The sequence below is a fragment of the Lysobacter enzymogenes genome, assembly GCF_900106525.1.
Taxonomy (GTDB): Bacteria; Pseudomonadota; Gammaproteobacteria; order Xanthomonadales; family Xanthomonadaceae; genus Lysobacter; species Lysobacter enzymogenes.
In genome coordinates this window covers 206,308-227,509 of sequence record NZ_FNOG01000009.1, presented here as the reverse complement: position 1 = coordinate 227,509, position 21,202 = coordinate 206,308, and the positions used below count along the sequence as shown (strand labels likewise).

18 protein-coding genes and 2 pseudogenes are annotated in these 21,202 nt (G+C 69.9%); 8 read left to right on the top strand and 12 right to left on the bottom strand.

The window, feature by feature from the left end:
- Positions 1-159: 159 nt before the first annotated feature.
- From BLU84_RS21280 to gltB, 3 genes are all read right to left on the bottom strand, one after another.
- The gene (locus BLU84_RS21280) at positions 160-525 is read right to left on the bottom strand and encodes a hypothetical protein (protein WP_074871862.1); all 366 of its coding nucleotides are present in this window, start codon (positions 523-525) and stop codon (positions 160-162) included.
- A gap of 153 nt (positions 526-678) precedes the next feature.
- Complete coding sequence (locus BLU84_RS21275) at positions 679-2,211, bottom strand: FAD-dependent oxidoreductase (protein ID WP_074871860.1); 1,533 nt, start codon at positions 2,209-2,211, stop codon at positions 679-681.
- A gap of 181 nt (positions 2,212-2,392) precedes the next feature.
- Complete coding sequence (gltB, locus tag BLU84_RS21270; protein WP_074871858.1) at positions 2,393-6,880, bottom strand: glutamate synthase large subunit; 4,488 nt, start codon at positions 6,878-6,880, stop codon at positions 2,393-2,395.
- A 532-nt stretch (positions 6,881-7,412) separates the two neighbouring features.
- On the opposite strand from gltB, the gene BLU84_RS21265 reads away from it, so the two are divergent.
- Complete coding sequence (locus tag BLU84_RS21265; RefSeq protein WP_074871856.1) at positions 7,413-8,693, top strand: TCR/Tet family MFS transporter; 1,281 nt, start codon at positions 7,413-7,415, stop codon at positions 8,691-8,693.
- Positions 8,694-8,782: 89 nt separating this feature from the next.
- Positions 8,783-9,019 carry a hypothetical protein gene (locus BLU84_RS21260; protein ID WP_074871854.1) on the top strand — a complete coding sequence of 79 codons (237 nt, stop codon included), beginning with the start codon at positions 8,783-8,785 and terminating at the stop codon, positions 9,017-9,019.
- Positions 9,020-9,318: 299 nt separating this feature from the next.
- Here the strand turns inward: BLU84_RS21260 and BLU84_RS21255 are convergent, their stop codons facing one another.
- The 3 genes from BLU84_RS21255 to BLU84_RS21245 all read right to left on the bottom strand — a co-directional run bounded on the left by BLU84_RS21255 (position 9,319) and on the right by BLU84_RS21245 (position 10,685).
- The gene (locus tag BLU84_RS21255) at positions 9,319-9,756 is read right to left on the bottom strand and encodes a barstar family protein (protein WP_074871852.1); all 438 of its coding nucleotides are present in this window, start codon (positions 9,754-9,756) and stop codon (positions 9,319-9,321) included.
- A complete protein-coding gene (locus BLU84_RS21250; protein WP_074871850.1) occupies positions 9,753-10,199 on the bottom strand; it encodes a guanyl-specific ribonuclease in 447 nt (148 codons plus the stop codon). The genes BLU84_RS21255 and BLU84_RS21250 overlap by 4 nt, the downstream gene beginning before the upstream one ends.
- An 81-nt stretch (positions 10,200-10,280) precedes the next feature.
- On the bottom strand, positions 10,281-10,685 hold the full coding sequence (locus BLU84_RS21245) for an I78 family peptidase inhibitor (RefSeq protein ID WP_074871846.1): 405 nt from the start codon (positions 10,683-10,685) through the stop codon (positions 10,281-10,283).
- A gap of 72 nt (positions 10,686-10,757) precedes the next feature.
- Between BLU84_RS21245 and BLU84_RS28865 the strand changes: the two are divergent.
- Positions 10,758-10,907: pseudogene (locus BLU84_RS28865) on the top strand (DUF6053 domain-containing protein); the annotation flags it as partial.
- A gap of 15 nt (positions 10,908-10,922) precedes the next feature.
- Here BLU84_RS28865 and BLU84_RS21240 read toward each other — a convergent pair.
- Positions 10,923-11,225, bottom strand: a complete 303-nt coding sequence (locus BLU84_RS21240) for an I78 family peptidase inhibitor (protein WP_074871844.1) — start codon at positions 11,223-11,225, stop codon at positions 10,923-10,925.
- A 214-nt stretch (positions 11,226-11,439) separates the two neighbouring features.
- Here BLU84_RS21240 and BLU84_RS28860 point away from each other — a divergent pair, with 214 nt between their 5' ends.
- Positions 11,440-11,601, top strand: coding sequence for a DUF6053 domain-containing protein (locus tag BLU84_RS28860; RefSeq protein ID WP_425479430.1), 162 nt, complete (start codon positions 11,440-11,442; stop codon positions 11,599-11,601).
- On the opposite strand, the pseudogene BLU84_RS21235 reads toward BLU84_RS28860, so the two are convergent.
- From BLU84_RS21235 to BLU84_RS28855, 3 genes and pseudogenes are all read right to left on the bottom strand, one after another.
- Positions 11,533-12,258 (bottom strand): annotated as a pseudogene (locus tag BLU84_RS21235) (ribonuclease H-like domain-containing protein); the annotation flags it as partial. The gene BLU84_RS28860 and the pseudogene BLU84_RS21235 overlap by 69 nt on opposite strands.
- A gap of 428 nt (positions 12,259-12,686) precedes the next feature.
- Entirely contained in the window at positions 12,687-15,161 is a 2,475-nt protein-coding gene (locus BLU84_RS21230) for a DEAD/DEAH box helicase (RefSeq protein ID WP_074871840.1), read from the bottom strand.
- Positions 15,162-15,206: 45 nt separating this feature from the next.
- Positions 15,207-15,371 carry a DUF6053 domain-containing protein gene (locus tag BLU84_RS28855; RefSeq protein WP_425479429.1) on the bottom strand — a complete coding sequence of 55 codons (165 nt, stop codon included), beginning with the start codon at positions 15,369-15,371 and terminating at the stop codon, positions 15,207-15,209.
- Between the two features lie 53 nt (positions 15,372-15,424).
- Between BLU84_RS28855 and BLU84_RS21225 the strand changes: the two genes are divergently transcribed.
- The 4 genes from BLU84_RS21225 (at position 15,425) to BLU84_RS21210 (ending at position 20,091) form a co-directional block, all read left to right on the top strand.
- On the top strand, positions 15,425-16,792 hold the full coding sequence (locus BLU84_RS21225; protein ID WP_074871838.1) for an Hsp70 family protein: 1,368 nt from the start codon (positions 15,425-15,427) through the stop codon (positions 16,790-16,792).
- A gap of 76 nt (positions 16,793-16,868) precedes the next feature.
- The gene (locus tag BLU84_RS21220; RefSeq protein ID WP_139175168.1) at positions 16,869-18,002 is read left to right on the top strand and encodes a hypothetical protein; all 1,134 of its coding nucleotides are present in this window, start codon (positions 16,869-16,871) and stop codon (positions 18,000-18,002) included.
- Positions 17,999-18,634, top strand: a complete 636-nt coding sequence (locus BLU84_RS21215; protein ID WP_074871833.1) for a DUF938 domain-containing protein — start codon at positions 17,999-18,001, stop codon at positions 18,632-18,634. Before BLU84_RS21220 ends, BLU84_RS21215 begins: the two co-directional genes overlap by 4 nt.
- Positions 18,635-18,711: 77 nt before the next feature.
- Complete coding sequence (locus BLU84_RS21210) at positions 18,712-20,091, top strand: sialidase family protein (protein ID WP_139175167.1); 1,380 nt, start codon at positions 18,712-18,714, stop codon at positions 20,089-20,091.
- Here the strand turns inward: BLU84_RS21210 and BLU84_RS21205 are convergent.
- A complete protein-coding gene (locus BLU84_RS21205) occupies positions 20,001-20,603 on the bottom strand; it encodes a YiiX family permuted papain-like enzyme (RefSeq protein WP_074871829.1) in 603 nt (200 codons plus the stop codon). The genes BLU84_RS21210 and BLU84_RS21205 overlap by 91 nt on opposite strands.
- Positions 20,604-20,613: 10 nt before the next feature.
- The gene (locus tag BLU84_RS21200) at positions 20,614-21,141 is read right to left on the bottom strand and encodes a GNAT family N-acetyltransferase (protein ID WP_074871827.1); all 528 of its coding nucleotides are present in this window, start codon (positions 21,139-21,141) and stop codon (positions 20,614-20,616) included.
- Positions 21,142-21,202: the final 61 nt, after the last annotated feature.

The window sequence follows — 21,202 nt, the reverse complement described above, 5'->3', positions numbered from 1 at the left end:
GGTTTAGCACGAGGCGCTAAAGCACCCGGTTGAGCGCGAGACGCTGACGGTGTCCGGTCGAGCGCGAAGCGCCGCTGACCGCGCCGCTTCGATTCCGGCGTCGAAGGCGCCGGAGTCGGAACAACCCGCTCGATAGCGCGCCGCGCCAGCGGCCGCTGCTCAGCCCAGCTTCGGATCCGGAAACGGCAGCTTGCCCTGCGACTGGCTCGGCACCGCGATCCAGCGTTCGCCGTTCCAGTAGAAATCGGCCTGGGTTTCCGACGCGCCGGCGCCGCTCTGGATCTTCACCGTGCACGCGGTCTGGCCCGGGAATTCGGCGCCCACCGCGGGAATGCAGGTGCCCAGCACCACCGCCACGTCGCGGGTCGGCGCGGGGTCGCCGAACATCTCGGCGATGGCCGCGCCGGCCTGCGCGGCGTCGGGCAGCTTCGACGGCGCCGGCTGCGACGGCGCGGGGCGGTCGGCGCGCGCGCAGGCGCCGAGCAGCGACAGGCACAGCAGCGCGGTTGGAATGGCGATTCGCATGGGTCGTTCCTTCGAATGAGCACCGCGCCGCAGCCTGCGGCGTCCCCCGGTGTGCCGTTCCCGGCCCGGGCGAGTGTAGCGCGCGGGTCCCCCGATGCGAAGGCGAGCGCGGGCGGCGCCGCAATGCGCGCGCCGCCGCCCGCCGCGGCGCGCTCAGCCGGCCTTGGCCAGCGCCGCGTCGCGCTGCGCCGCCAGCGGCGCGCGTTCGCGCAGCAGCGACACGATGCCGGCCGCCGCCTCGCGGCCTTCGAACGCCGCGGTCACCACCAGGTCGGCGCCGCGCACGGCGTCGCCGCCGGCGAACACCTTGGGGTGGGTGGTCTGGTACGGCAGCGCGGCCGCGGCCTTGCGCCGGGTCGCGCAGCTTTCAGTGCTCGCCAGCACCTTGATCCGGCCGTTGTCGGCCAGTTCGATGCCCTGCTGCGCCAGCCACACCGGCGGGTCGGGCTGGAAGCCGAACGCGATCACCACCACGTCGGCGTCGAGCAGTTCCTCGCTGCCTTCGACGATCTCGGCGCGCTGGCGGCCGCGCGCGTCGGGCGCGCCCAGTCGGGTCTGGGCCACGCGCACGCCGCGCACAGTCTCGCCGTCGCCGCTGAGTTCCAGCGGCTGGCGGTTGAACAGGAATTGCACGCCTTCCTCGCGCGCATTGGCCACTTCGCGCGCCGAGCCGGGCATGTTGGCCTCGTCGCGGCGGTACACGCAGCTGACCTGCGCCGCGCCCAGCCGCACCGCGCTGCGCACGCAGTCCATGCCGGTGTCGCCGCCGCCGAGCACGATCACCCGCTTGCCGTGCAGGTCGGGCAGTTCGATATGGTCTTCCCAGCCGGCGATCGGCGCGGAACTCGCGTCGGCGCCCTCGCCGTGCACGATGCGCCCGTTCTGGACCAGGAACGGCAGCGCCGGCAGCACGTTGCGCAAGTCCTGGCCGGGCAGGCCGCCGTCGGTGTAGCGATAGGTGCCCAGGCCGAGGAACACCGCGTCGTAGTCGGCGATCAGCGCATCGAAGCCGATGTCGCGGCCGATCTCCACGCCGAGGCGGAACTGCACGCCCATGCCTTCGAGCACCTCGCGGCGCTTGGCCATCACCGACTTCTCCAGCTTGAAGCTGGGAATGCCGAAGTGCAGCAGGCCGCCGATGTGTTCGTAGCGGTCGAACACCACCGCCTGGATGCCGGCGCGGGCGAGGCGGTCGGCGCAGGACAATCCCGCCGGCCCGGCGCCGACGATCGCGACGCGGTGGCCCGTGGCCTTCACCGTCGACAAATCGGGGCGCCAGCCGTCGGCGAGCGCGTTGTCGACGATGTACTTCTCCACCGCGCCGATGGTGACCGCGCCGAAACCGTCGTTGAGCGTGCAACTGCCTTCGCACAGGCGGTCCTGCGGGCAGACCCGGCCGCAGATTTCCGGCAGCGGGTTGGTCTCGTGGCAGAGCGAGGCGGCTTCGTGCAGGCGGCCTTCGCGCGCCAGCTCGAGCCAGTTGGGAATGTAGTTGTGCAGCGGGCAGGCCCAGCCGCAGTAGGGATTGCCGCAATCCAGGCAGCGGCCGGCCTGCTTTTTGGCCTCGACTTCGGCGAAGCGGCCGTACAACTCGCCCCAGTCGCCGTCCAGGCGCAGTTGCAGCGGAATGCGCGAGGGCATCTCGCGCGGGGCGTCGCGGAATTGGAAGACCTGCTTCTTGCTCATGCTTGCTGGACTCGATGGCGTTGTCGACACACGGCGAGGGACGAATGCGCGGCGGCGGCGGGTTTTACCGGGGAAATGCCAAGGCCGTGGTTGCGCGAAATTCGGTTCATCGTCGTCGCCTTCCAGGTGAGCGTCGCCCGCGTCGCCGACGCGGGACGGGTGAGTGCGGCCGCGCGCGCGATCACGCCGCGCTCCGCAGGGTTTCGGCCAGCGATTCCAGGCTCGCCGCCTTGGGCTTGACCAGCCAGAACTTGCCCAGGTAATCGCGCATCTCGTCGAGGATGCGCCGCGCCCAGGCGCTGCCGGTCAGCGCCACGTGGGTTTCCAGCAGGTCGTGCAGGTGCGAGCGGTGGTGCTCGAAACCGTCGGCGGAGATGCGCAGGATGTCGATCAGCTCGTGGTTGTAGCGATCGACGAAATCGCGCTCGACGTCGAGCACGTAAGCCATGCCGCCGGTGAAGCCGGCGCCGAAGTTCAGGCCGGTGCGGCCGAGCACCGCGACCACGCCGCCGGTCATGTACTCGCAGCAGTGATCGCCGGCGCCTTCCACCACCGCGGTCGCGCCGGAGTTGCGCACGCCGAAGCGCTCGCCGGCGCGGCCGGCGGCGTAGAGCTCGCCGCCGGTGGCGCCGTACAGACAGGTGTTGCCGAGGATCGGCGTCTCGTGCGCGGCGTAGCGCGCGCCCGCGGGCGGACGCAGCACGATGCGGCCGCCGGCCATGCCCTTGCCGACGTAGTCGTTGGCTTCGCCGGTGAGCTCGAACTGCAGGCCGCCGGCCTGGAACGCGCCGAAGCTCTGGCCGGCGGTGCCCTGGAAACGCAGGGTCAGCGGTGCGTCGTTCATGCCGCGGTCGCCGTGGGCGCGGGCGATGCGCCCGGACAGGCGCGCGCCGATGCTGCGGTCGGTGTTGCGGATCTTGTAGCTGTACTCGCCGCCGGCCTTGTGCGCGATCGCCGCGGCCAGCTCGGTGTCGAGTTGCAGCGCCAGCCCTTCGGGTTCGGCCGGCGGCGCCGGCATCCCGCAGTGGCCGCCGTGGGCCAGGCCGGAGCCGGCCAGCAGCGGCGACAGGTCGAGCCGATGCTGGCGCGCGCTGTCGCCGTCGCGCTGGCGCAGCAGGTCGGTGCGGCCGACGATTTCGCCGAGCGTGCGCACGCCCAGCGCGGCCAGCCAATGCCGCACTTCCTCGGCGAGCAGGCGGAAGAAATTCTCGACCCGTTCCGGCAGGCCGGTGAAATGATCGCGGCGCAGCGCGTTGTCCTGCGTCGCCACGCCGGTGGCGCAGTTGTTGAGGTGGCAGATGCGCAGGTACTTGCAGCCCAGCGCGATCATCGGCGCGGTGCCGAAGCCGAAGCTCTCCGCGCCCAGCAGCGCCGCCTTGACCACGTCCAGGCCGCTCTTGAGCCCGCCGTCGGTCTGCAGGATCACGCGTTCGCGCAGGTCGTTGCCGATCAGCGCTTGCCGCGCCTCGGCCAGGCCCAGCTCCCACGGCGTGCCGGCGTAGCGGATCGACGACAGCGGGCTGGCGCCGGTGCCGCCGTCGTGGCCGGACACGGTGATCAGGTCGGCGCCGGCCTTGGCCACGCCGGTGGCGATGGTGCCCACGCCGGCGTGCGAGACCAGCTTCACCGAGATCAGCGCTTCGGGATTGACCTGGCGCAGGTCGTGGATCAACTGCGCCAGATCCTCGATCGAATAGATGTCGTGATGCGGCGGCGGCGAAATCAGGCCGATGCCCGGCATCGCATAGCGCAGCCGCGCGATCAGCTCGTTGACCTTGTGCCCCGGCAACTGGCCGCCTTCGCCGGGCTTGGCGCCCTGGGCGACCTTGATCTGCAGCACTTCGGCGTTGACCAGATACTCCGGGGTGACGCCGAAGCGGCCCGAGGCGATCTGCTTGATCTTCGACACCTTGTCGCTGCGATAGCGCGCCGGATCCTCGCCGCCTTCGCCCGAGTTCGAGCGCCCGCCGAGCCGGTTCATCGCGATCGCCAGCGCTTCGTGCGCTTCCGGCGACAGCGCGCCCAGGCTCATCGCCGCCGAATCGAAGCGGCGCACGATGGCGTCGACCGGTTCGACGTCCTCCAGCGGTATCGCCCGCGCCGGATCGGCTTCGAGTTCCAGCAAGTCGCGCAGCGCCGCGGTCGGGCGCTCGTTGACCGCTTCGGCGTAGTGCTGCCAGTCGCTCCACTCCCCGCTGCCGACCGCGCGCTGCAGGCGGGTGACCACGTCGGGATTGAACAGATGGTATTCGCCGCCGGGCGTGTACTTGAGCAGGCCGCCGATCTCCGGCAGCCGGTTCGGGTTCCAGGCGATGTCGGCCAGGGTTTCGTCGTCGCCCTGCAGCAGCTCGAAGCCGGCGCCGCTGATGCGCGAAGGCGTGCCGGTGAAGCACAGCTCGACCACCTCCTTGTCCAGGCCGATGATCTCGAACAACTGCGCGCCGCGGTAGCTGCCGATGGTGGCGATGCCCATCTTGGAGATGATCTTGAGCAGGCCCTTCTTGATCGCGCGGCGATAGCTGCGGCCGATCTGCGCGACCTCGCCGTGCTTGGTGCGCAGGATGCCGCGCGCGCCCAGGTCGTGAAGAGTCTGGTACGCGAGGTACGGATACACCGCGGTCGCGCCGAAACCGATCAGGCAGGCGAAGTGGTGCGGATCGCGCGCGGTGCCGGTTTCGATGATGAGGTTGGCCTCGCAGCGCAGGCCGACCCGGACCAGATGCTGGTGGATCGCGCCGGTGGCCAGCAGCGCGTGCATCATCAGCGCGTCGCGGCGCGGGCGGCGGTCGCTGACGATCAGCAGCACGATGCCGTCGCGGGTGGCCTCCTCGGCCTCGCGGCACAGCCGCAGCAGCGCCGCCTTGAGCCCTTCCTCGGCGGTGTAGTTGAGGTCGATGTAGCGGTGCGACTGGTCGTAGGGCGACATCGCCAGCAACTGGCGCAGCTTGCGCTGGGCCAGCACCGGCGAGTTGAGATGGATGTGGCCGACGTTGCCCGGCCCGTCGACGAACACGTTGCCCTCGCGCCCGATCTGGGTGGCGAGCGACATCACGCAATCCTCGCGCAGCGGATCGATCGGCGGGTTGGTGACCTGGGCGAAGGCCTGGCGGAAGTGGTCGTACAGCGGCCGCACCTGTTGCGAGAGCACCGCCATCGGCACGTCGTCGCCCATCGAGCCGGTGGCTTCCTGTTCGATCTCGGCCAGCGGGCGCAGCACTTGCTCGCGCTCCTCGCGGGTGAGCTGGAACAGCTTCTGGAAGCCGGCCAGGGTCTCGTGGTCGAACGGCTCCGCGGCCAGGTTCGGATCGATCAATTCGCTGTGCAGGTAGGTCATGCCCTGCTTGAGCCAGCGCTTGTACGGCGCGCGCGCGCGGTTGACCCGGTCGATGGCTTCCGAATCCAGCAGCTCGCCCTGGTACAGGTCGACGGCGATCATCTCGCCCGGGCCGAGCTTGCCCTTGGCGTCGATCTCTTCGGCCGGCAGCTCCCACACGCCGGCTTCCGAGGCGATCAGGAAATGGCGGTCGCGCGAGCGCAGCCAGCGCGCCGGGCGCAGGCCGTTGCGGTCGAGCGTGCAGGCGGCGTAGCGGCCGTCGCAGGTGACGATGCCGGCCGGGCCGTCCCACGGCTCGGTGTTGAGCGCGTAGTACTCGTAGAACGCGGCGAGGTCGGCGTCCTTGTATTCCAGCGATTGGGTCGCCGGCGGGATCAGGATGCGCATCGCCTTGAGCAGGTCCATGCCGCCGGCCTGCAGCACTTCCAGCATGTTGTCGAGGCTTTGCGAATCCGAGCCGTCGACGCTGACGATGTGGTCGAACTCTCGCAGGTCCAGGTTCGGCGTGCGCCAGGCGTGCGCGCGCGCCTGCGCCCAGGCGCGGTTGCCGGCGATGGTGTTGATCTCGCCGTTGTGGGCGAGCAAGCGGAACGGCTGCGCCAGCGGCCAGCGCGGCGTGGTGTTGGTGGAGAAGCGCTGGTGGAACACCACCGCGCTGGCGGCCAGTTCGGGCCGTTGCAGGTCCGGATACAGCTGCATCAGCCGGTCGGGCAGGACCATGCCCTTGTAGCCGATGCTGGCCGAAGACAGGCTCACCACATAGAAATCGCGCAACTCGCGCAGACGCTGTTCGGCGCGGCGCCGGGCCAGGAACAGCGAGCGCTGGAACGCGGCCGGATCGAACGGGCTGGCCGCGTCGACGAAGATCTGTTCGATCCGCGGCATGGTGGAGCGCGCCAGGTCGCCGCAGGCCTCCAGATTGGTCGGCACCACGCGCCAGCCGGTGACCCGCATGCCTTCGTTACGCAGGGTCTCGTTGAGGGTGTCGCGGGCGCGTTGGGCGGCGTCGGCGTCGTGCGGCAGGAACACCAGACCGGCGGCGAAGTGCGCGCCCGGGCGGATGTTGGCCTCGCGCGCGATCAGGCGCAGGAACGCGTCGGGATGGCGGATCAGCAGGCCGCAACCGTCGCCGCTGAGGCCGTCGGCGGCGACGCCGCCGCGATGGGTCATGCGCGACAGCGCTTCCAGGGCGCGGTCCACCAGGGCGCGGCTGGGACGATCGTCGAGCTGCGCGATCAGCCCGAAACCGCAGCTGTCCCGCTCGTCGCGGGGATCGTAGAGCCCGGGGGAGTTCGCAGAACTCGGAAGGCTCGCACTGTCTTGCCTGGCTTGCATCGCATCTCCGGGACGATGAGTGTTCCGTGGATCGCTAGCTCGCTACCGCTGCGCGTTGTGGTCCTGCCTCGGTCGGGGCGCCGCCGCGGGTGCGCGGCATTGCGTCGGGTTCCGGCGTTCGGCTGTGTCCTGGAGTTCGCTTCCTGAGGTCCGCAACGCGCGTCGCGTTCGCGACGTCGCTAAGTCTGGTGGTTTTCGCTCGAAGACCGTCCACCGCCGGCGAGGACGTTGGTCCGCACCGCAGCGTTGAAAACCGAGCGAGTCCCGACTTAAGCACAAATTGTGCGATGCGGCAATTCGCCCAGGGGCGCGGAAATTCCAAGACTTGAGCGGCGTCGCGCTTGTGAGCGCGCGCGCTCACAGCCGATTTCGTAAGCCGATGATCGCAATGGAAAAATAACCGGGTCGCGGGCGCATTAGTAACGTCGGAAACCATTGCCGCATGACATTCGTCGGTAGTCGCCGCGCGGGCGGGCGCTAAACTGCGCGGCGAGCATCCCTCGCACCCTCTTTCAGGCCGGCCGCCGACCCCATGACTACCGCATCCGCTCCCGCTCCGGGCGCGCGCCGCGCTGCGCTCGTCTTCATCTTCGTCACCGTGCTGATCGACGTGCTGTCGTTCGGGCTGATCATTCCGGTGCTGCCGCACCTGATCGAGAAGTTCGTCGACGGCGACACCGCGCGCGCGGCCTATTGGGTCGGCCTGTTCGGCACCGTGTTCGGGCTGGTCCAGTTCGTGTTCTCGCCGATCCAGGGCAGCCTGTCGGACCGCTACGGCCGCCGGCCGGTGATCCTGCTGTCGTGCCTGGGCCTGGGCCTGGACTTCATCCTGATGGCGGTGGCCAACACCTTGCCGCTGCTGCTGATCGGCCGGATCGTCTCCGGCATCACCTCGGCCAGCTTCACCACCGCCAACGCCTACATCGCCGACATCACCGCGCCGGAACAGCGCGCCAAGAGCTTCGGCATGATCGGCGCCGCGTTCGGCGTGGGTTTCGTGCTCGGGCCGTTGATCGGCGCGTATCTGGGCGAGGTCGACTTGCGCCTGCCGTTCTGGTTCTCGGCCGGGCTGGCGCTGCTGAACTTCCTCTACGGCCTGTTCGTGCTGCCCGAGTCGCTGCCGAAGGAAAAGCGCACCGCGCGTTTCGATTGGAGCCACGCCAATCCGCTGGGTTCGCTGATGTTGCTCAAGCGCTATCCGCAGGTGTTCGGGCTGGCGGCGGTGGTGTTCATCGCCAACATGGCCCATTACGTCTATCCGAGCATCTTCGTGCTGTTCGCCGACTACCAGTACCACTGGGGCCTGCGCGAAGTCGGCTGGGTGCTGCTGGTGGTGGGCGTGTTCAACATCATCGTCAACGTCGCCTTGATTGGCCGCGTGGTGGCGCGCCTGGGCGAGCGCCGCACCTTGCTGCTGGGACTGAGCTGCGGCGTGATCGGCTTCGTCATCTACGGCCTGGCCGAACAGGGCTGGTACTTCCTGCTCGGGCTGCCGATCAGCGCGTTGTGGGCGATGGCCGCGCCGGCGACCCAGGCGCTGGTCACCCGCCAGGTCGGCGCCGACGCGCAGGGCCGGGTGCAAGGCTCGCTGATGAGTCTGATCGCGCTGGCCGGCGTGATCGGGCCGGCGTTGTACGCCGGCAGCTTCGGCTATTTCATCGGCAAGGGCGCGCCGGTGCATCTGCCGGGCGCGCCGTGGTTCATCGCCGCGGCGCTGCTGACCCTGGGCCTGCTGATCGCCTGGCGCTATGCGCGCGCGCCCACGGCGCCGGCCGCGCCGGCGCAGGCGGGCACGGCCGAAGCGACTGTCTGAATGCACGCTCCTCCCCACCTGACTGATGGCACAGGTAGGCGAGCGCAGCGCGCCGGCATGGTCGTGGTTCGTACAGCCAGGAGAACCCCATGCGCGCAGTCACCGTTTTGATTCCGCTGCTCGCCGCCGTCGCCTTGAGCGGCTGCGGCGGGGTGTCGTATCGCGACACCAACGCCGCCGTCGACGCGCGGCCCGAATGCGCCAGCGGCCCGACCCGCCCGGGCGAAACCCCGCCGTCGTGGTGCGAGCGCAAGCAGGAAGTGGATTGGAAATCCGATCGCGGCAGCGAGAAGGTCGACTTCAAGAAGAAGGACGATCAGCGCTGAGGTCGGGGCATTGCGCTGAAGTCTCTGGATCCCCGCCTTCGCGGGGATGACGACTTGGAGCGGCGCGGTCAAACCCACTTGCTGTGCAACCCACCCATCGTCATGCCCGCGAAGGCGGGCATCCAGGGCTTTATCGAGGCATGGCTCTGAGGTCTCTGGATCCCCGCGTTCGCGGGGATGACGACTTGAACAGGTGCGGCGAAACCGACTTGCCGCGAAACCCACCCATCGCCATGCCCGCGAAGGCGGGCATCCAGGGCTTCACCGCGACACGGCGCTGAAGTCCCTGGAAACCAAGCTCAAGGCGCCATCTGCCCCAGCTCCGCCTCCGGCAGCGGCAGCAACGCCCAGAACGGCACCCGGGTCTTGGCCCAGTCGCGCGCGGCGTCGCCGAGGATTTCCACCAAGGTCGCCGCGTCGTCGGCGTTCGCCGCCTGCCACGCGCCGGCGCGTTCGATCAGCAACAGATAGCCCGGCGCCGGCCACCACGACAGGTCGTTGACGCTGTCGTCGAGCGCGTCCCAGTTGCCGCCGAACCACTCGGGAAAGCGCAGGCCGGCGGCGATGCGGGCCAGCGCGTCGTCCTTGTCGCGGCAACCGGCGAAGTCCACCCGCGCGAGCGCGAACTCGAGTTCTGCGGCCGCATCGGCCAGGGCTTGGCTGTCGCGCGCATCGATGAAGTAGGCGCCGGCCTGGGCCGGGTCGGCGAGCAACGCGCGCGGGTCGATGGCGCTCATCGCGCGGCTCCTTGGGCGGGCGGGTCGAAACGGCGGAAGCTGCGGTAGTGATCGTCGCTGTAGTAATACTCGGCCGGCGGATCGCCGCCGGTGACGATGCGGCGCGCGCCGCGGTCGCCGGAGCCCGGCGTTTCCACGGTGTACTCGCGGTAGTAGCCGCGCGGCTGCGAAGGCAGGCGGCGCTCGCGGTTCTGGAAGGTGCTGCCGTCCTGGCGATGCTCGAACGGGCCGCCAGCGGCGATGCGGCGCAGCACGTCGTGGGCTTCGTTCGGCAAGAACGCGGGGTAGGCGGCGTCGCGTGCGTTCTCGTTGCGCGGCGCGCGCGAACCGTCGGCGACGGCGACCGGGCCCGAGGCGGTCGCAGCAGGATGAGGGCCGAACTGGTTCCAGGCCCACAGGCCGATCAAGACGACGACGGCGAGGGGCCAAAGAGTGCGGCGCATGGCGAGAGGCTCCCGGAAAAGGTCGGGAGTTTAGGCGAGGCGGGCTCTACGCGACATGAGCGGCGGCGCGCCGCGCGCGGCTCAACCGCAACCCACGTCGACGATGACGTTGCGCTCGTCCACATGCACGTTGACCCGCCCGTCCAGATATTCCTTGGTGATCATCTGCCCCGGCTTGAGCACGCGCACCGTGTGGCCGCCGGCGGCGGTGCGGGCGCGCTCGACCGTGGCGGCGTCGGCGGTCTTGCCGATCAGGCTGGATTTGGCGGCTTCGGCGTTGCAGCTCGGGCGCGGCGGCAGTGGGGCGGGCTGCGCCGGCGCGGCCGGCTCGGCGACGGTCTGCCCGGTGGCGACGGCTTGTTCGGTTGAACTGGGCATCTCGGCGGCTGGGCGGGAGGCCGCGCAGGCGCTCATCGCCAGCGGCAACGCGGCGGCCAGGCACAGGGCGGGCAGAAGGCGGCGGACGGCGACGGTCGGTGCGGACATGGCGGACTCCTTCGCGATGCGCGCGGGGCGCGGTCGCTCGAGCCTGCGCCGGGGCGGCTGTGTCGCGGGTTAATGCCGGCGCGCGCGATCGCCGATTCGCGACTGCGCGCACAGCGCGGGAGATCCGGGTGTCTTTGTTGTGGGAAGGCCTTCAGGCCCGATGCGTTCGTTTCGATCCGAAACAAGAGCATCGGGCCTGAAGGCCCTCCCACAAGGGCTTCGCTGCAAGCGCGCGGATCAGCCGCAGCGCAGGCCGGTGATTGCGCCGCGGTCGTTGACGTCGACGTTGATGCGGTCTTCGCGGTAATCCATGGTCGCGGCCGTGCCCGGGGTCAGCACGCGCACGTCGCGGCTGTGGGTTTCGCTGCGGATGCGCTCGACCGTGGCGGCGTCGGGCGCGCGGCCGATGGCCCAGCGCGCGGCTTCGGCGTTGCAGCTCTGGCCGACGTTGGTCGGCGGAATCGGGGTGGCGCAGGCCGACAGCATCAGGCCGAGCGCGGCGACCGGCAGGGCGAGGCGGAGAGAGACGGGGGAGGACATGGCGAGGCTCCTGTATGAGGCATGGACGGGAGTGCCGCGAGCCTGGGCCCGGCGGCGTGTGCGGCGCATGAAGGCCGGCATCGCGGCAACGGCGCGGCGGCGAAGGCCATGTCTGGCGCGTTGCCGCGTTGCGTCGCGACCGGGTCGTTCCCGCGAGGCAGGGCGAGTCTATACGAGGGCGATGAACGCGCATGTATCGCGCTTGTAATCGCTTGTGTCCGGCGTTGTGGGAGGGACTTCAGTCCCGACGCTTTTCGATCGGGGCGGCAACGAACGCGTCGGGACTGAAGCCCCTCCCACAAACGCGTCAGGACGCCAGCAACGCCGCATCCGCCTGCGCTTGCGCCTGCACCAACCGCTGCATCAACTCGGCTAAGGTGACCACGTCCTGATGATTGTGCGCGGCGACCCGCCGCAGCAGCGACGACGCGCCGCCGCGCAGGAAATGCAGCCACGCCGCCGGCGCCTGCGAACCGGGCAGGTCGTCCTCGCGCACGATCCGCAGCAGTTCGCGTTCCATCGTCGCCAGCTTGCAGTTCTCCCACACGCCGCGGTACAGGCGCCGGGTCGGGAACAACAGGTCGACGTGGTCGAGCCCGGCCAGCGGATTGGCGATGCGCGCCAGCCGGTAACGGGTGTTGAGCAGCGGGGCGTCGTAGCAGCGGCCGTTGTAGCTCGACAGCACCGTGTCCGGCGTCAGCCAGCGCGCGAACTCGCGCAGCATCGCGCTCTCGGCCGACAGCGTGGAGATCATGAGTTGGCGGATGCGCAGGCCGTCGCCGCGCTGCGGGTCGTCGTACCAATCGGCCGCGCCGATCATGAAGGCGCGGGTGCCGGTGCCGCCGGCCAGGCCGGTGGTTTCGGTGTCGAAGAACAGCAGCCGGCGCGGATCGACGTGGTCGTCGCGGCGTTTGGCGAAGGCCAGCGACAGCGCCTCGCATGGGCCCGGCAGCGGCAGATGGGCCTGGATCAGGTGCAGGCCGGGCGCGATTTCCTCGCCGGGCAGGGAGCGATCGACGGGCAGGGCGCGCACGCTGCGCGGCGCCGGTGCGTCCGGCGCGCGTGCGGGCAGGCGCGGGCGTGCGTTCGTATCGCGCGCGTTCGCATCGGGATCGCGCCGGGCGGGTGTGGCGGCGGGCGAAACGGTCGTCGGCTTGCGCTCGCGCAGCGCGATCATGCGGCGCAGGGCGTCGAGGTCGGGACGTTGCGGGCGGCTAGGCGCGAGGCCGTCGGGACCGAAGATCGCGTCCGCGCCGCCGGATGGGTTCGCAGCGGCGTCGCTGCGCGCGTCGCCGGTTGCGGCAGCGGCGACCGATGCATCCACCGACGTAGCGCCGTTCGGCGCCTCGTGCGGCTCGCGCCGCACCACCGGGAACGCCGTCGGCGCCGCATCGCGCTGCGGCGCCGCCTCGCTGCGTCCGGCCTGCTTCTGCAATGCGCGCAGCTTGGCCAGGTTCAAGCTCATGCGTCGGCATCCGCGAGCAGGTGCAGCACCTTCAGCGCCAGCGCGCGCGGCGTGGCGCCGTGGCCTTCCTCGTCGCTGGCCAGCACCGGGCCGACGCAGGCCGGGCAGCCGGCGCGGCAATCGCAGCTGGCGACCAACTCGCGCGCGCGCAGTACCAGTTCGGCCTGACGCTGCCACAACGGCTCGCTGAGCCCGACGCCGCCGGGGAAGTTGTCGTACAGGTACACCGTCGGCACGAACTGCTGCACCTCGCCGACCAGGGCCATCGCGGCATGGCCTTCGCCGCCGCCGTCGCCGGCGCGGATCTGCCCGTGGCCGTCCTTGTCCTGGGTCGCGAACCACGCGCCGTCGCCGTTGCCGACCGACTTCTGCAGATCGCGCGCGTCGGCCATCACCGCCACCGTGGCGACGATGTGCAGCGCGTGCGCGGCGCCGAGAAAGCCGTCGAGCGCGTCCTGGCGCGAATCGAAACGCGACAGCAGCACGCCCTGCGGCAACTGCCACCACAGCGCGGTGGTGTGCAGTTCCTGGTCGGGCAGGTTGACCGGGCCGTAGCCGATGCTCTCGTGGGTGTAGTAGCGGATCTTCTTGTAGCCGGCCACGCGCCGCACCACGTGCACCTCGCCGTGATGGCTGTCGCCGCGGCCGGCCTCGCCGCCGTCGAAGCGTTCGAGCACCTTGAGCTTGGTGTAGTCGATCGAGTCGGTGTAGTAATCGACGTGGGTGCGGGTGACGTAGGCCTTGCGGCCGTCCCAGTCCAGCCGTTCGACCTGATACGGCACCGACTGGATCATGTGGATCGCGCCTTCGTACAAGGTCAGTGCCGCGGCCGAGTAATCGACTTCGGCGATGATGGTCTGGCGCCCGTCGCTGCGGTCGACCACGACGAAGTTGCCGTCGGCGACCGAGCGCAGGCTCACCGCGTTGGCCGGATAGCTGTCGGCGATCCATTCCCAGCGCTCGCCCTCGCGGTGGACCACGCCGGTTTCGGCCAGCGCTTCCAGGAATATTTCCGGATCGACCGGGCCGAACGCTTCGCCCTGCTGGAACGGCAGCTCGAACGCGGCGCAGCGGATGTGGTCGAACAGGATCAGCGGCTGGTCCGGGGCGATGCGCGCGTGCTCGGGCGAGGCGTCGGCGAAGAAATCCGGATGCCGCACCACGTACTGGTCCAACGGCTGCGAACTGGCGACCATCACGCCGAGCGAGGGTTGCTGGCGGCGCCCGGCGCGGCCGAAGCGCTGCCAGGTGGCCGCGACCGAGCCCGGATAGCCGTTGAGCACGACCACATCGAGGCTGCCGATGTCCACGCCCAGTTCCAGCGCCGAGGTCGCGACGATGCCGTCGATGCGGCCGTCGCGCATCGCCCGCTCGGCCTCGCGCCGCTCGCTCGGCAGATAGCCGCCGCGGTAGGCGCGGATGCGCGCGGGCTTGCGCGGATCGGCGTCGAACACGTCCTTCAAGTACTTGGTCAGCACCTCGACCATCAGCCGGGTCTGCGCGAACACCAGGGTCTTGAGCCCGGCCTTGATCGCGATGCGGGCGATGCGGTTGCTCTGCGAGCGCGCCGAGGCGCGCAGGCCGAGGTCGGCGTTGATCACCGGCGGGTTCCACAGCAGCACGTGCTTGTCGCCGGTCGGCGCGCCGGAATCGAGGATCGCGCGCACCGGCTGCTCGATCAGCGCTTCGGCATGCGCCTGCGGATTGCCGATGGTGGCCGAGCACAGGATGAACTGCGGGCGCACGCCGTAGAACGCGCAGATGCGCTTGAGCCGGCGCAGCACCCCGGCGACGTGGCTGCCGAACACGCCGCGGTAAGTGTGTACTTCGTCGATCACCACAAAGCGCAGGTTCTCGAAGAACTGCGCCCACTTGGTGTGATGCGGCAGGATCGCCTGATGCAGCATGTCCGGGTTGGACACGACGATGTCGCCGTGCAGGCGGATCGCCTGGCGCGCATCGCCGGGCGTGTCGCCGTCGAAGGTGAAGGCTTTCACGCCCAGGTCGCCGGCGCGGTTGAGCTCCAGCAATTCGGCTACCTGGTCCTGCGCCAGCGCCTTGGTCGGAAACAGATACAGCGCCTTCGCGCCCGAGGTCATCGCCGCGCTGACCACCGGCAAGGTGTAGCACAGCGACTTGCCCGACGCGGTGGGCGTGACCACGGCGACGTGCTCGCCGGCCTGCGCGGCCTGCCAGGCCTCGGCCTGATGGCTGTAGAGCCGGTCGATGCCGCGCGCGCGCAGCGCGGCCTTCAGCGGTTCGGGCAGATCCTCCGGCAGCGGCGCATAGCGGCCCTCGCGGCCGGGGAGGGTGAAGTGCCCGGTGATGCGGTCGCGATAACGCCGCTGCAGGCGCTGGGCCAGCGCGGCGCCGTGGCGCGCCGGCAGCGGCGCGTCCTCGCCCTCGGCCTTGCGCGCGTTGGGGTGGGCGGGGACGAGGTCGTGGTGCGCGGGGTCGATAAGAGCGGACATGGCGGGGCCGGACGGGGCGTCGTCTCGTTGTACGCGACTGGGGTCTCAGCGTGTGAGACGGGGACGTGGCGGGCGCGACGGCTTTGCCGTTTGTGGCGGCGGCCCATACTTTTGCGGCAGCGCCTTTGTGGGAGGGCCTTCAGGCCCGATGCCTTTGTCTCGGCTCGCCGCGACCTGACCGAAAGGCATCGGGCCTGAAGGCCCTCCCACAAAAGCCGGCCGCGGCCTTGTATCCTTGCGCGCCGCGAATTTCCCCGCTCCCCATGAAGATCGGCATCGATTTCGGCACCAGCTATTCGGCCGCCGCCGCGGTCATCGACGGCGAGGTCCGCACCGTGCGCTTCGGCGAGGAACGCCAGTTCCGCACCACGGTGTATTTTCCCGAGGCCGTGCCCGACCCGGACAAGTTCGAACTCGACGACGCGATGGAGGCCGAGGTCGACGGGCTGGTGCGCAGCGCGCGCGCCGAGCAGAGCCGCAACCCCGGCCAGGCCCGCCGCAGCGACATCGAGCTGCGCCGCGATGCGGTGCGCGCGGTGCGCCGACAGTGGCTGGAGCGGCAGGTGCGCGAAGCGCGCGCCTCGGCCGCCTCGCTGCAGAACGCGGTGTACGGCGAGGAAGCGGTGGAGGCGTATCTGGCCGAAGGCTTCGGCAATCTGGTGCAGTCGCCCAAGTCGATGCTCGGTTACCAGCTGGCGCCGCACGTGCGCCAGACCATCGTCGGCATCGCCGGCTACATCCTCGAACACATCCGCCTCAGCGCCAGCCAGCAGTTCGGCGCCAACGTGCGCGCGGCGGTGCTGGGCCGGCCGGTGCAGTTCCGCAGCTCGATGGGCGCGGCCGGCGGCGACCAGGCGCTGGAGATCCTGCGCGAGGCCGCCGCGTCGGCCGGTTTCGATCAGGTCGATTTCCTGGAAGAACCCGTGGCCGCGGCGCTGGGCCATCACGCCGGCAGCGCGCAGCGCCACCGCGCGCTGGTGGTCGACATCGGCGGCGGCACCAGCGACATCACCCTGGCCGAAGTCGGCGGCGCGCAGGCGCCGCGGGTGCTGGGTTCGTGGGGCATCGCCCGCGGCGGCGTCGACGTCGATCTCGCCCTGAGCCTGTCGCGCTTCATGCCGCTGTTCGGCAAGGGCGCCACGCGCGTGCCGGCGCACCATTTCGTCGAAGCCGCGACCGTGCACGACGTGATCCGCCAGCGCGATTTCCAGCGCCGCGACGCCTACCGCGAGGTGCCCGAGCCGTTCGGTCCGCGCCTGATCGCGCTGCAGGACACCGGCAACACCACGCGCCTGAGCCGCGCGGTGGAAGCGGCCAAGATCGAGCTGAGCTCGCACGAGCGCAACCGCGCCGCGCTCGACTACATCGAAACCGGGCTGACCCAGGACGTGCTCGCGCCCGACCTGTCCGCGGCCGCCGAAGGCTTCCTCGGCTTCCTGACCGAACTGCTCGGCGAAGTCGCCGCGCAGATCGGCGAACCGCCGCAGGTGGTGTTCCTCACCGGCGGCATGTCGCGCGCGCCGTACGTGCGCGCCGCGGCGCAGCGCTGCTTCCCGGATGCGCAACTGGTGGCGGGCGATCCGTCGCTGGGCGTGGTGTCGGGGTTGGCGTTCGCGGCTGCCGAGAAATGATTTTTCGGCGTAGCAGCGCATAGCGAAATCGTTTTGGCGTCTGTGGCAATTTAAAAGCATCGGCACGGAGGCGACGATGCAAAAAATCAAGAAAAAGGCCACAGAAAATACCGATGTTCCGGGCGGTAAAGTGCTGGACTGGTTAATACTTCAGTTCAGGCAGCACCCAAAAAGCGCAGTACTGACGACATCGATGCTTTGGGGCGGAATGATAATTCTGCTGCATTTCTATCGCATCGGTTACCTGCCGATACTCGCTTTGCCCGACCTGTTCGGAGTGGTTCTCTCCGCCGCGGCTATGGGCGCACTGCTAGTGCTGTCAGTGTGTTTCATCATGCTGATCCCCGGTCTGGCATTGGTTCATTGGGCCAGATGCGGCATGGGGCCAAGAAAGAATTCAGTTGTTCGTGAGGGGAAGCGGCCGGTCTTCCATTGGCGCTATCAGAACTTCGCCTTATGTACCGTTGCCGGAGCCGTAGCGGCTGCCTTGATCTATGGGGCTTTGTTCGCCAGTTTCGATGTCTGGCTTGAAGCGGTGCCATGGCTCATCACGGCGCTAGTCACGGCAGCAGGACTTTGTGTCGGTCTAATCTGGGTAGTTGCGGACACCGACTTCGGCAAGCGATGGGTCGTCGATCCGAGTAGGTGTTGGTGGAAATTCCTCTTGCTGCAGGTGCTTTCCTACTTCTTCTGGTGGGCTTATGCCGCGTTAATGTTGCTGTTCTGGGCGAATCGAACGGGATGGGACATGGCGCTCAATGTCGTTATCTTGCTGGTTTTGTCCGTGTTTTTGCACTTGCTGATGCTGGCGGTCTCGAAGAGATCAGCAAGGACCAAAGCCGTGGCCGTGCTGGGGATCGTCTGTTATTTCACTCTGGCGACCAATTCTTTGACGAGTTGGCAAAGCAGGATCGTCGCCCATTTCGACCTCGGTGAGGTGAGCCACGTAAATCTGATCCTCGACAGAACGGGCTGCGATGCGGTGAACTCGGCATGGAGCAAAAGGCCCTGCGTGGTGGTTCAGGGCGGCTCTCCACAGGCTTACCTGCTTTACGACGTCGATTTGATCACTCGTGTCGGGCCGTTCTACGTCGTAGGTGAATCGGGGGCGGTAAACGATCTTGAAGATCGAAGATTGCTGCGTGTTGCGATAAAGAGCGATAACGTTCTTGGTTGGTCACGGATCAGGTCCGAAAAGTCGCCTAAATGAAACCTCATTCGCCCTCCTGCGACCGCAACCGCGACCCCATCCTCGCGGTGCTGCGCGAACACTTCGCCGACCGCCGCGACGCGCTGGAGATCGGCAGCGGCACCGGCCAGCACGCGGTGCATTTCGCCGCGGCGATGCCGTGGCTGCGCTGGCAATGTTCCGATGCCGCGGCGTACCTGCCGGGCATCCGCGCGTGGCTGGACGAGGCGGCGTTGGCGAATACGCCGCCGCCGCTGGAGCTGCAAGCCGTCGTGCAGCCGGCGCCGGGTTTCGCACCGCCGCCGCCGTTGCCGCGCGACGCCGACGGCGCGTCGCGCGGGTTCGATGCGGCGTTCAGCGCCAACACCTTGCACATCATGGGCTGGCCGCAGGTCGAGGCGTTCTTCGCCGGGTTGGCGACGGTGCTGGCCGACGAGGCGGTCGTGGCCGTGTACGGGCCGTTCAACTACGGCGGCTGCTACACCAGCGACAGCAATCGCGCGTTCGATGGCTGGCTGAAGGAGCGCGATGCGGCCTCGGGCATCCGCGATTTCGAGGCGGTCGATGCGCTCGCCGCCAGGATCGGCCTGCGCCTGGTGCGCGACGTGGAGATGCCGACCAACAACCGCTGCCTGGTCTGGCGCCGCGGCTGAGCCGCGGCATCGCGGCGCTTGACCGCAGCGGCCGCCGCGTCCGCACAATGGCCCCTGGTTCCGAACCGGTCCCGACCATGCGCGCTTCGCCTGCGTACCCGTTGTTGTGCGTTCTCGCATTGGCCGGCGGTTGCGCGCCGGCGCCGGCCCCATCGAACGCGGCCGATGGCGAGGCGACGCCCTCCGCATCGGTTAACGCCGCGCCTGCGCCCGCCTGGCGCGTCGCCGACTGGCCGCTGCCGGCCGTCGCCGCAGCCGCGCAACCGGACCTGATCGCCGCGCCGGACGGCGGCTGGCTGTTGTCGTGGATGGAGCCCGGCGCGCGCGGCGGCCATGCGCTCAAGTTCGCCCGCGCCGGCAGCGACGGGCGCTGGGACGCGCCGCGCAGCATCGCCGCCGGCACCGACTGGTTCGTCAACTGGGCCGACACGCCGCATATCGCGCTGAGCGCCGACGGCGCGCTGTGGGCGCACTGGCTGCAGAAGTCGGCGCCGGCGACCTACGCCTACGACGTGGTGCTGACCCGTTCGGCCGATGGCGGCGCGACCTGGTCGAAGCCGCTCAAGGTCAACGATGACGGCACCGAAACCGAACACGGCTTCGTCTCGCTGTGGGCGGACGGTGCCGACGGGATCGGCGTGGCCTGGCTCGACGGCCGCCACACCGGCGGCGGCGCAGGGCACGGCTATGGCCACGCCGGCCATCGCGGCGCGATGAGCCTGCGCGCCGCGCGCTTCGACGCGGCGCTGGCGCGCTCGCTCGACAACGAAATCGACGCGATGACCTGCGACTGCTGCCAGACCGACGCCGCGCTGACCGCGCGCGGCCCGCTGCTGGTCTATCGAGACCGCGACCCGCAGGAGATCCGCGACATCGCCGCGACCCGCTTTGATGCCAGCGGCTGGAGCGCGCCGCGGCCGGTCCACGCCGACCGTTGGACCATGCCGGCCTGCCCGGTCAACGGCCCGTCGGTGGCGGCCCGCGGCGAGGACGCGATCGTCGCCTGGTACACCGCCGCGGGCGGCGAATCCAAGGTCCAGGTCGCGCGCAGCCGCGATGGCGGCGCCAGTTTCGGCGCGCCGCTCGTACTCGATCGCGGCGAGCCGGTGCAGGGCCGGGTCGAAGCCGCGCTCGGCGCGGACGCGGCCTGGGTGCTGTGGCTGCGCGAAGACCGGCAAGGCCAGACGCTGTGGCTGGCGCGCTTGGCGCCGGACCTGTCGCGCGAACTGCAGCGCATCGAACTCGCGCGCCTGCAGGGCCGCGGCCGCGGCACCGGCTTCCCGCAATTGGCCATCGGCGACGGCGTGGTGTCCGTGGTCTGGACCGAACTGATCAACGGCGCCGCGCGTCTGCGCGGGGCGCGGCTTCAGCCGGAGGCGGCGGTTTCCAGCAAGGGCGAGTCGAACATCGCCGCCGGCGAAATCACCGGTTCGTCCAGCGGCACGCGCGCGCCGTAACGCTCGCGCAGCTTGGCCTTCACCGCCGGGTCGTCGAGCTCGAACTCGCGCAAGCGCTGCAGGCGGCCGATGCGCACGCCCATCGCGCGGTCGTAGAGCTTGTAGGCCAGCTCGCTGCAATAGATACGCTCATCCGACCAACCGAAGCCGAGATCGTAATGCTTGCCGCGCAGTCGCTCAGCTTGCGTACGCAGGCGCCCGACCTGCGCCGCATCCGGCGGCGTGCGCAGCCGCTTGACCACGTAATGCCCGCCCTGGCCGCGCGCGATCCAGTCGGCCAGCGGCGTATAGCGCACCGGTTCGACCGCCTCGAACACGTAAGGCCGGCCGTCGCGGTGCAGCACCACGCCCATGTGGCTGTAGCGCGAACCGGTGGCGCGCTGGATCGCCAGGCTCTGGGCCGAGCGCGAGGCGTGGAAGATCAGGTCGCCGTCGCGCACCGGCGGCGGCGCGGCGCGGGCGCAGGCCGCGCTCAGCGTCAACAGTGCGGCCAATACCAGCGCGCGCATCATGCCAGCGCGCTCACGCCGGCTCGGTCGCCGCGGCGACGGTGGCGAACAGGCGCAGGTCGCGCGGCTCGTTGCCGTGGCGGATCATGCCCTGCGCGTGCATGCCCAGGCGTTCGAGCACCTTGATCGAGGCGGCGTTGTCCGGATTGACGATGGCCAGCACCCGCGGCAGCGCCAGCGACTCGCGCGCGTAGCGCAGCACCGCCGCGCCGGCTTCGACCGCGTAGCCGCGCTGCCAGTGGCGCTGCAGGAAGGCGTAGCCCAGGTCGGGGTCGGGCAGGGTGTCGCGGCACAGCAGGCCGCACATGCCGACCGGCTCGCCGCTGTCGCGCAGTTCCACCCGCCACAGGCCGTAGCCGTGGCGCGCGTAGCTGGCGGCGGGGCCGTCCTGGATGTAGCGCAGGGCGCTGTCGAGATCGCGCACGCCGCGGTCGCCGATGCCGCCGAGGAAGCCGGGTTCGTTGACCAGTTCGAGGATGAAGCCGGCATCGCCGGCGGTGAGTTCGCTCAGGGTCAGGCGTTGGGTCTGGATCGTCGGCATGGGCAGCGGCGCGCGCGGTAGGTCGGGCAACGATACGACAGTGGCGCGGCCAGGTGAGGGC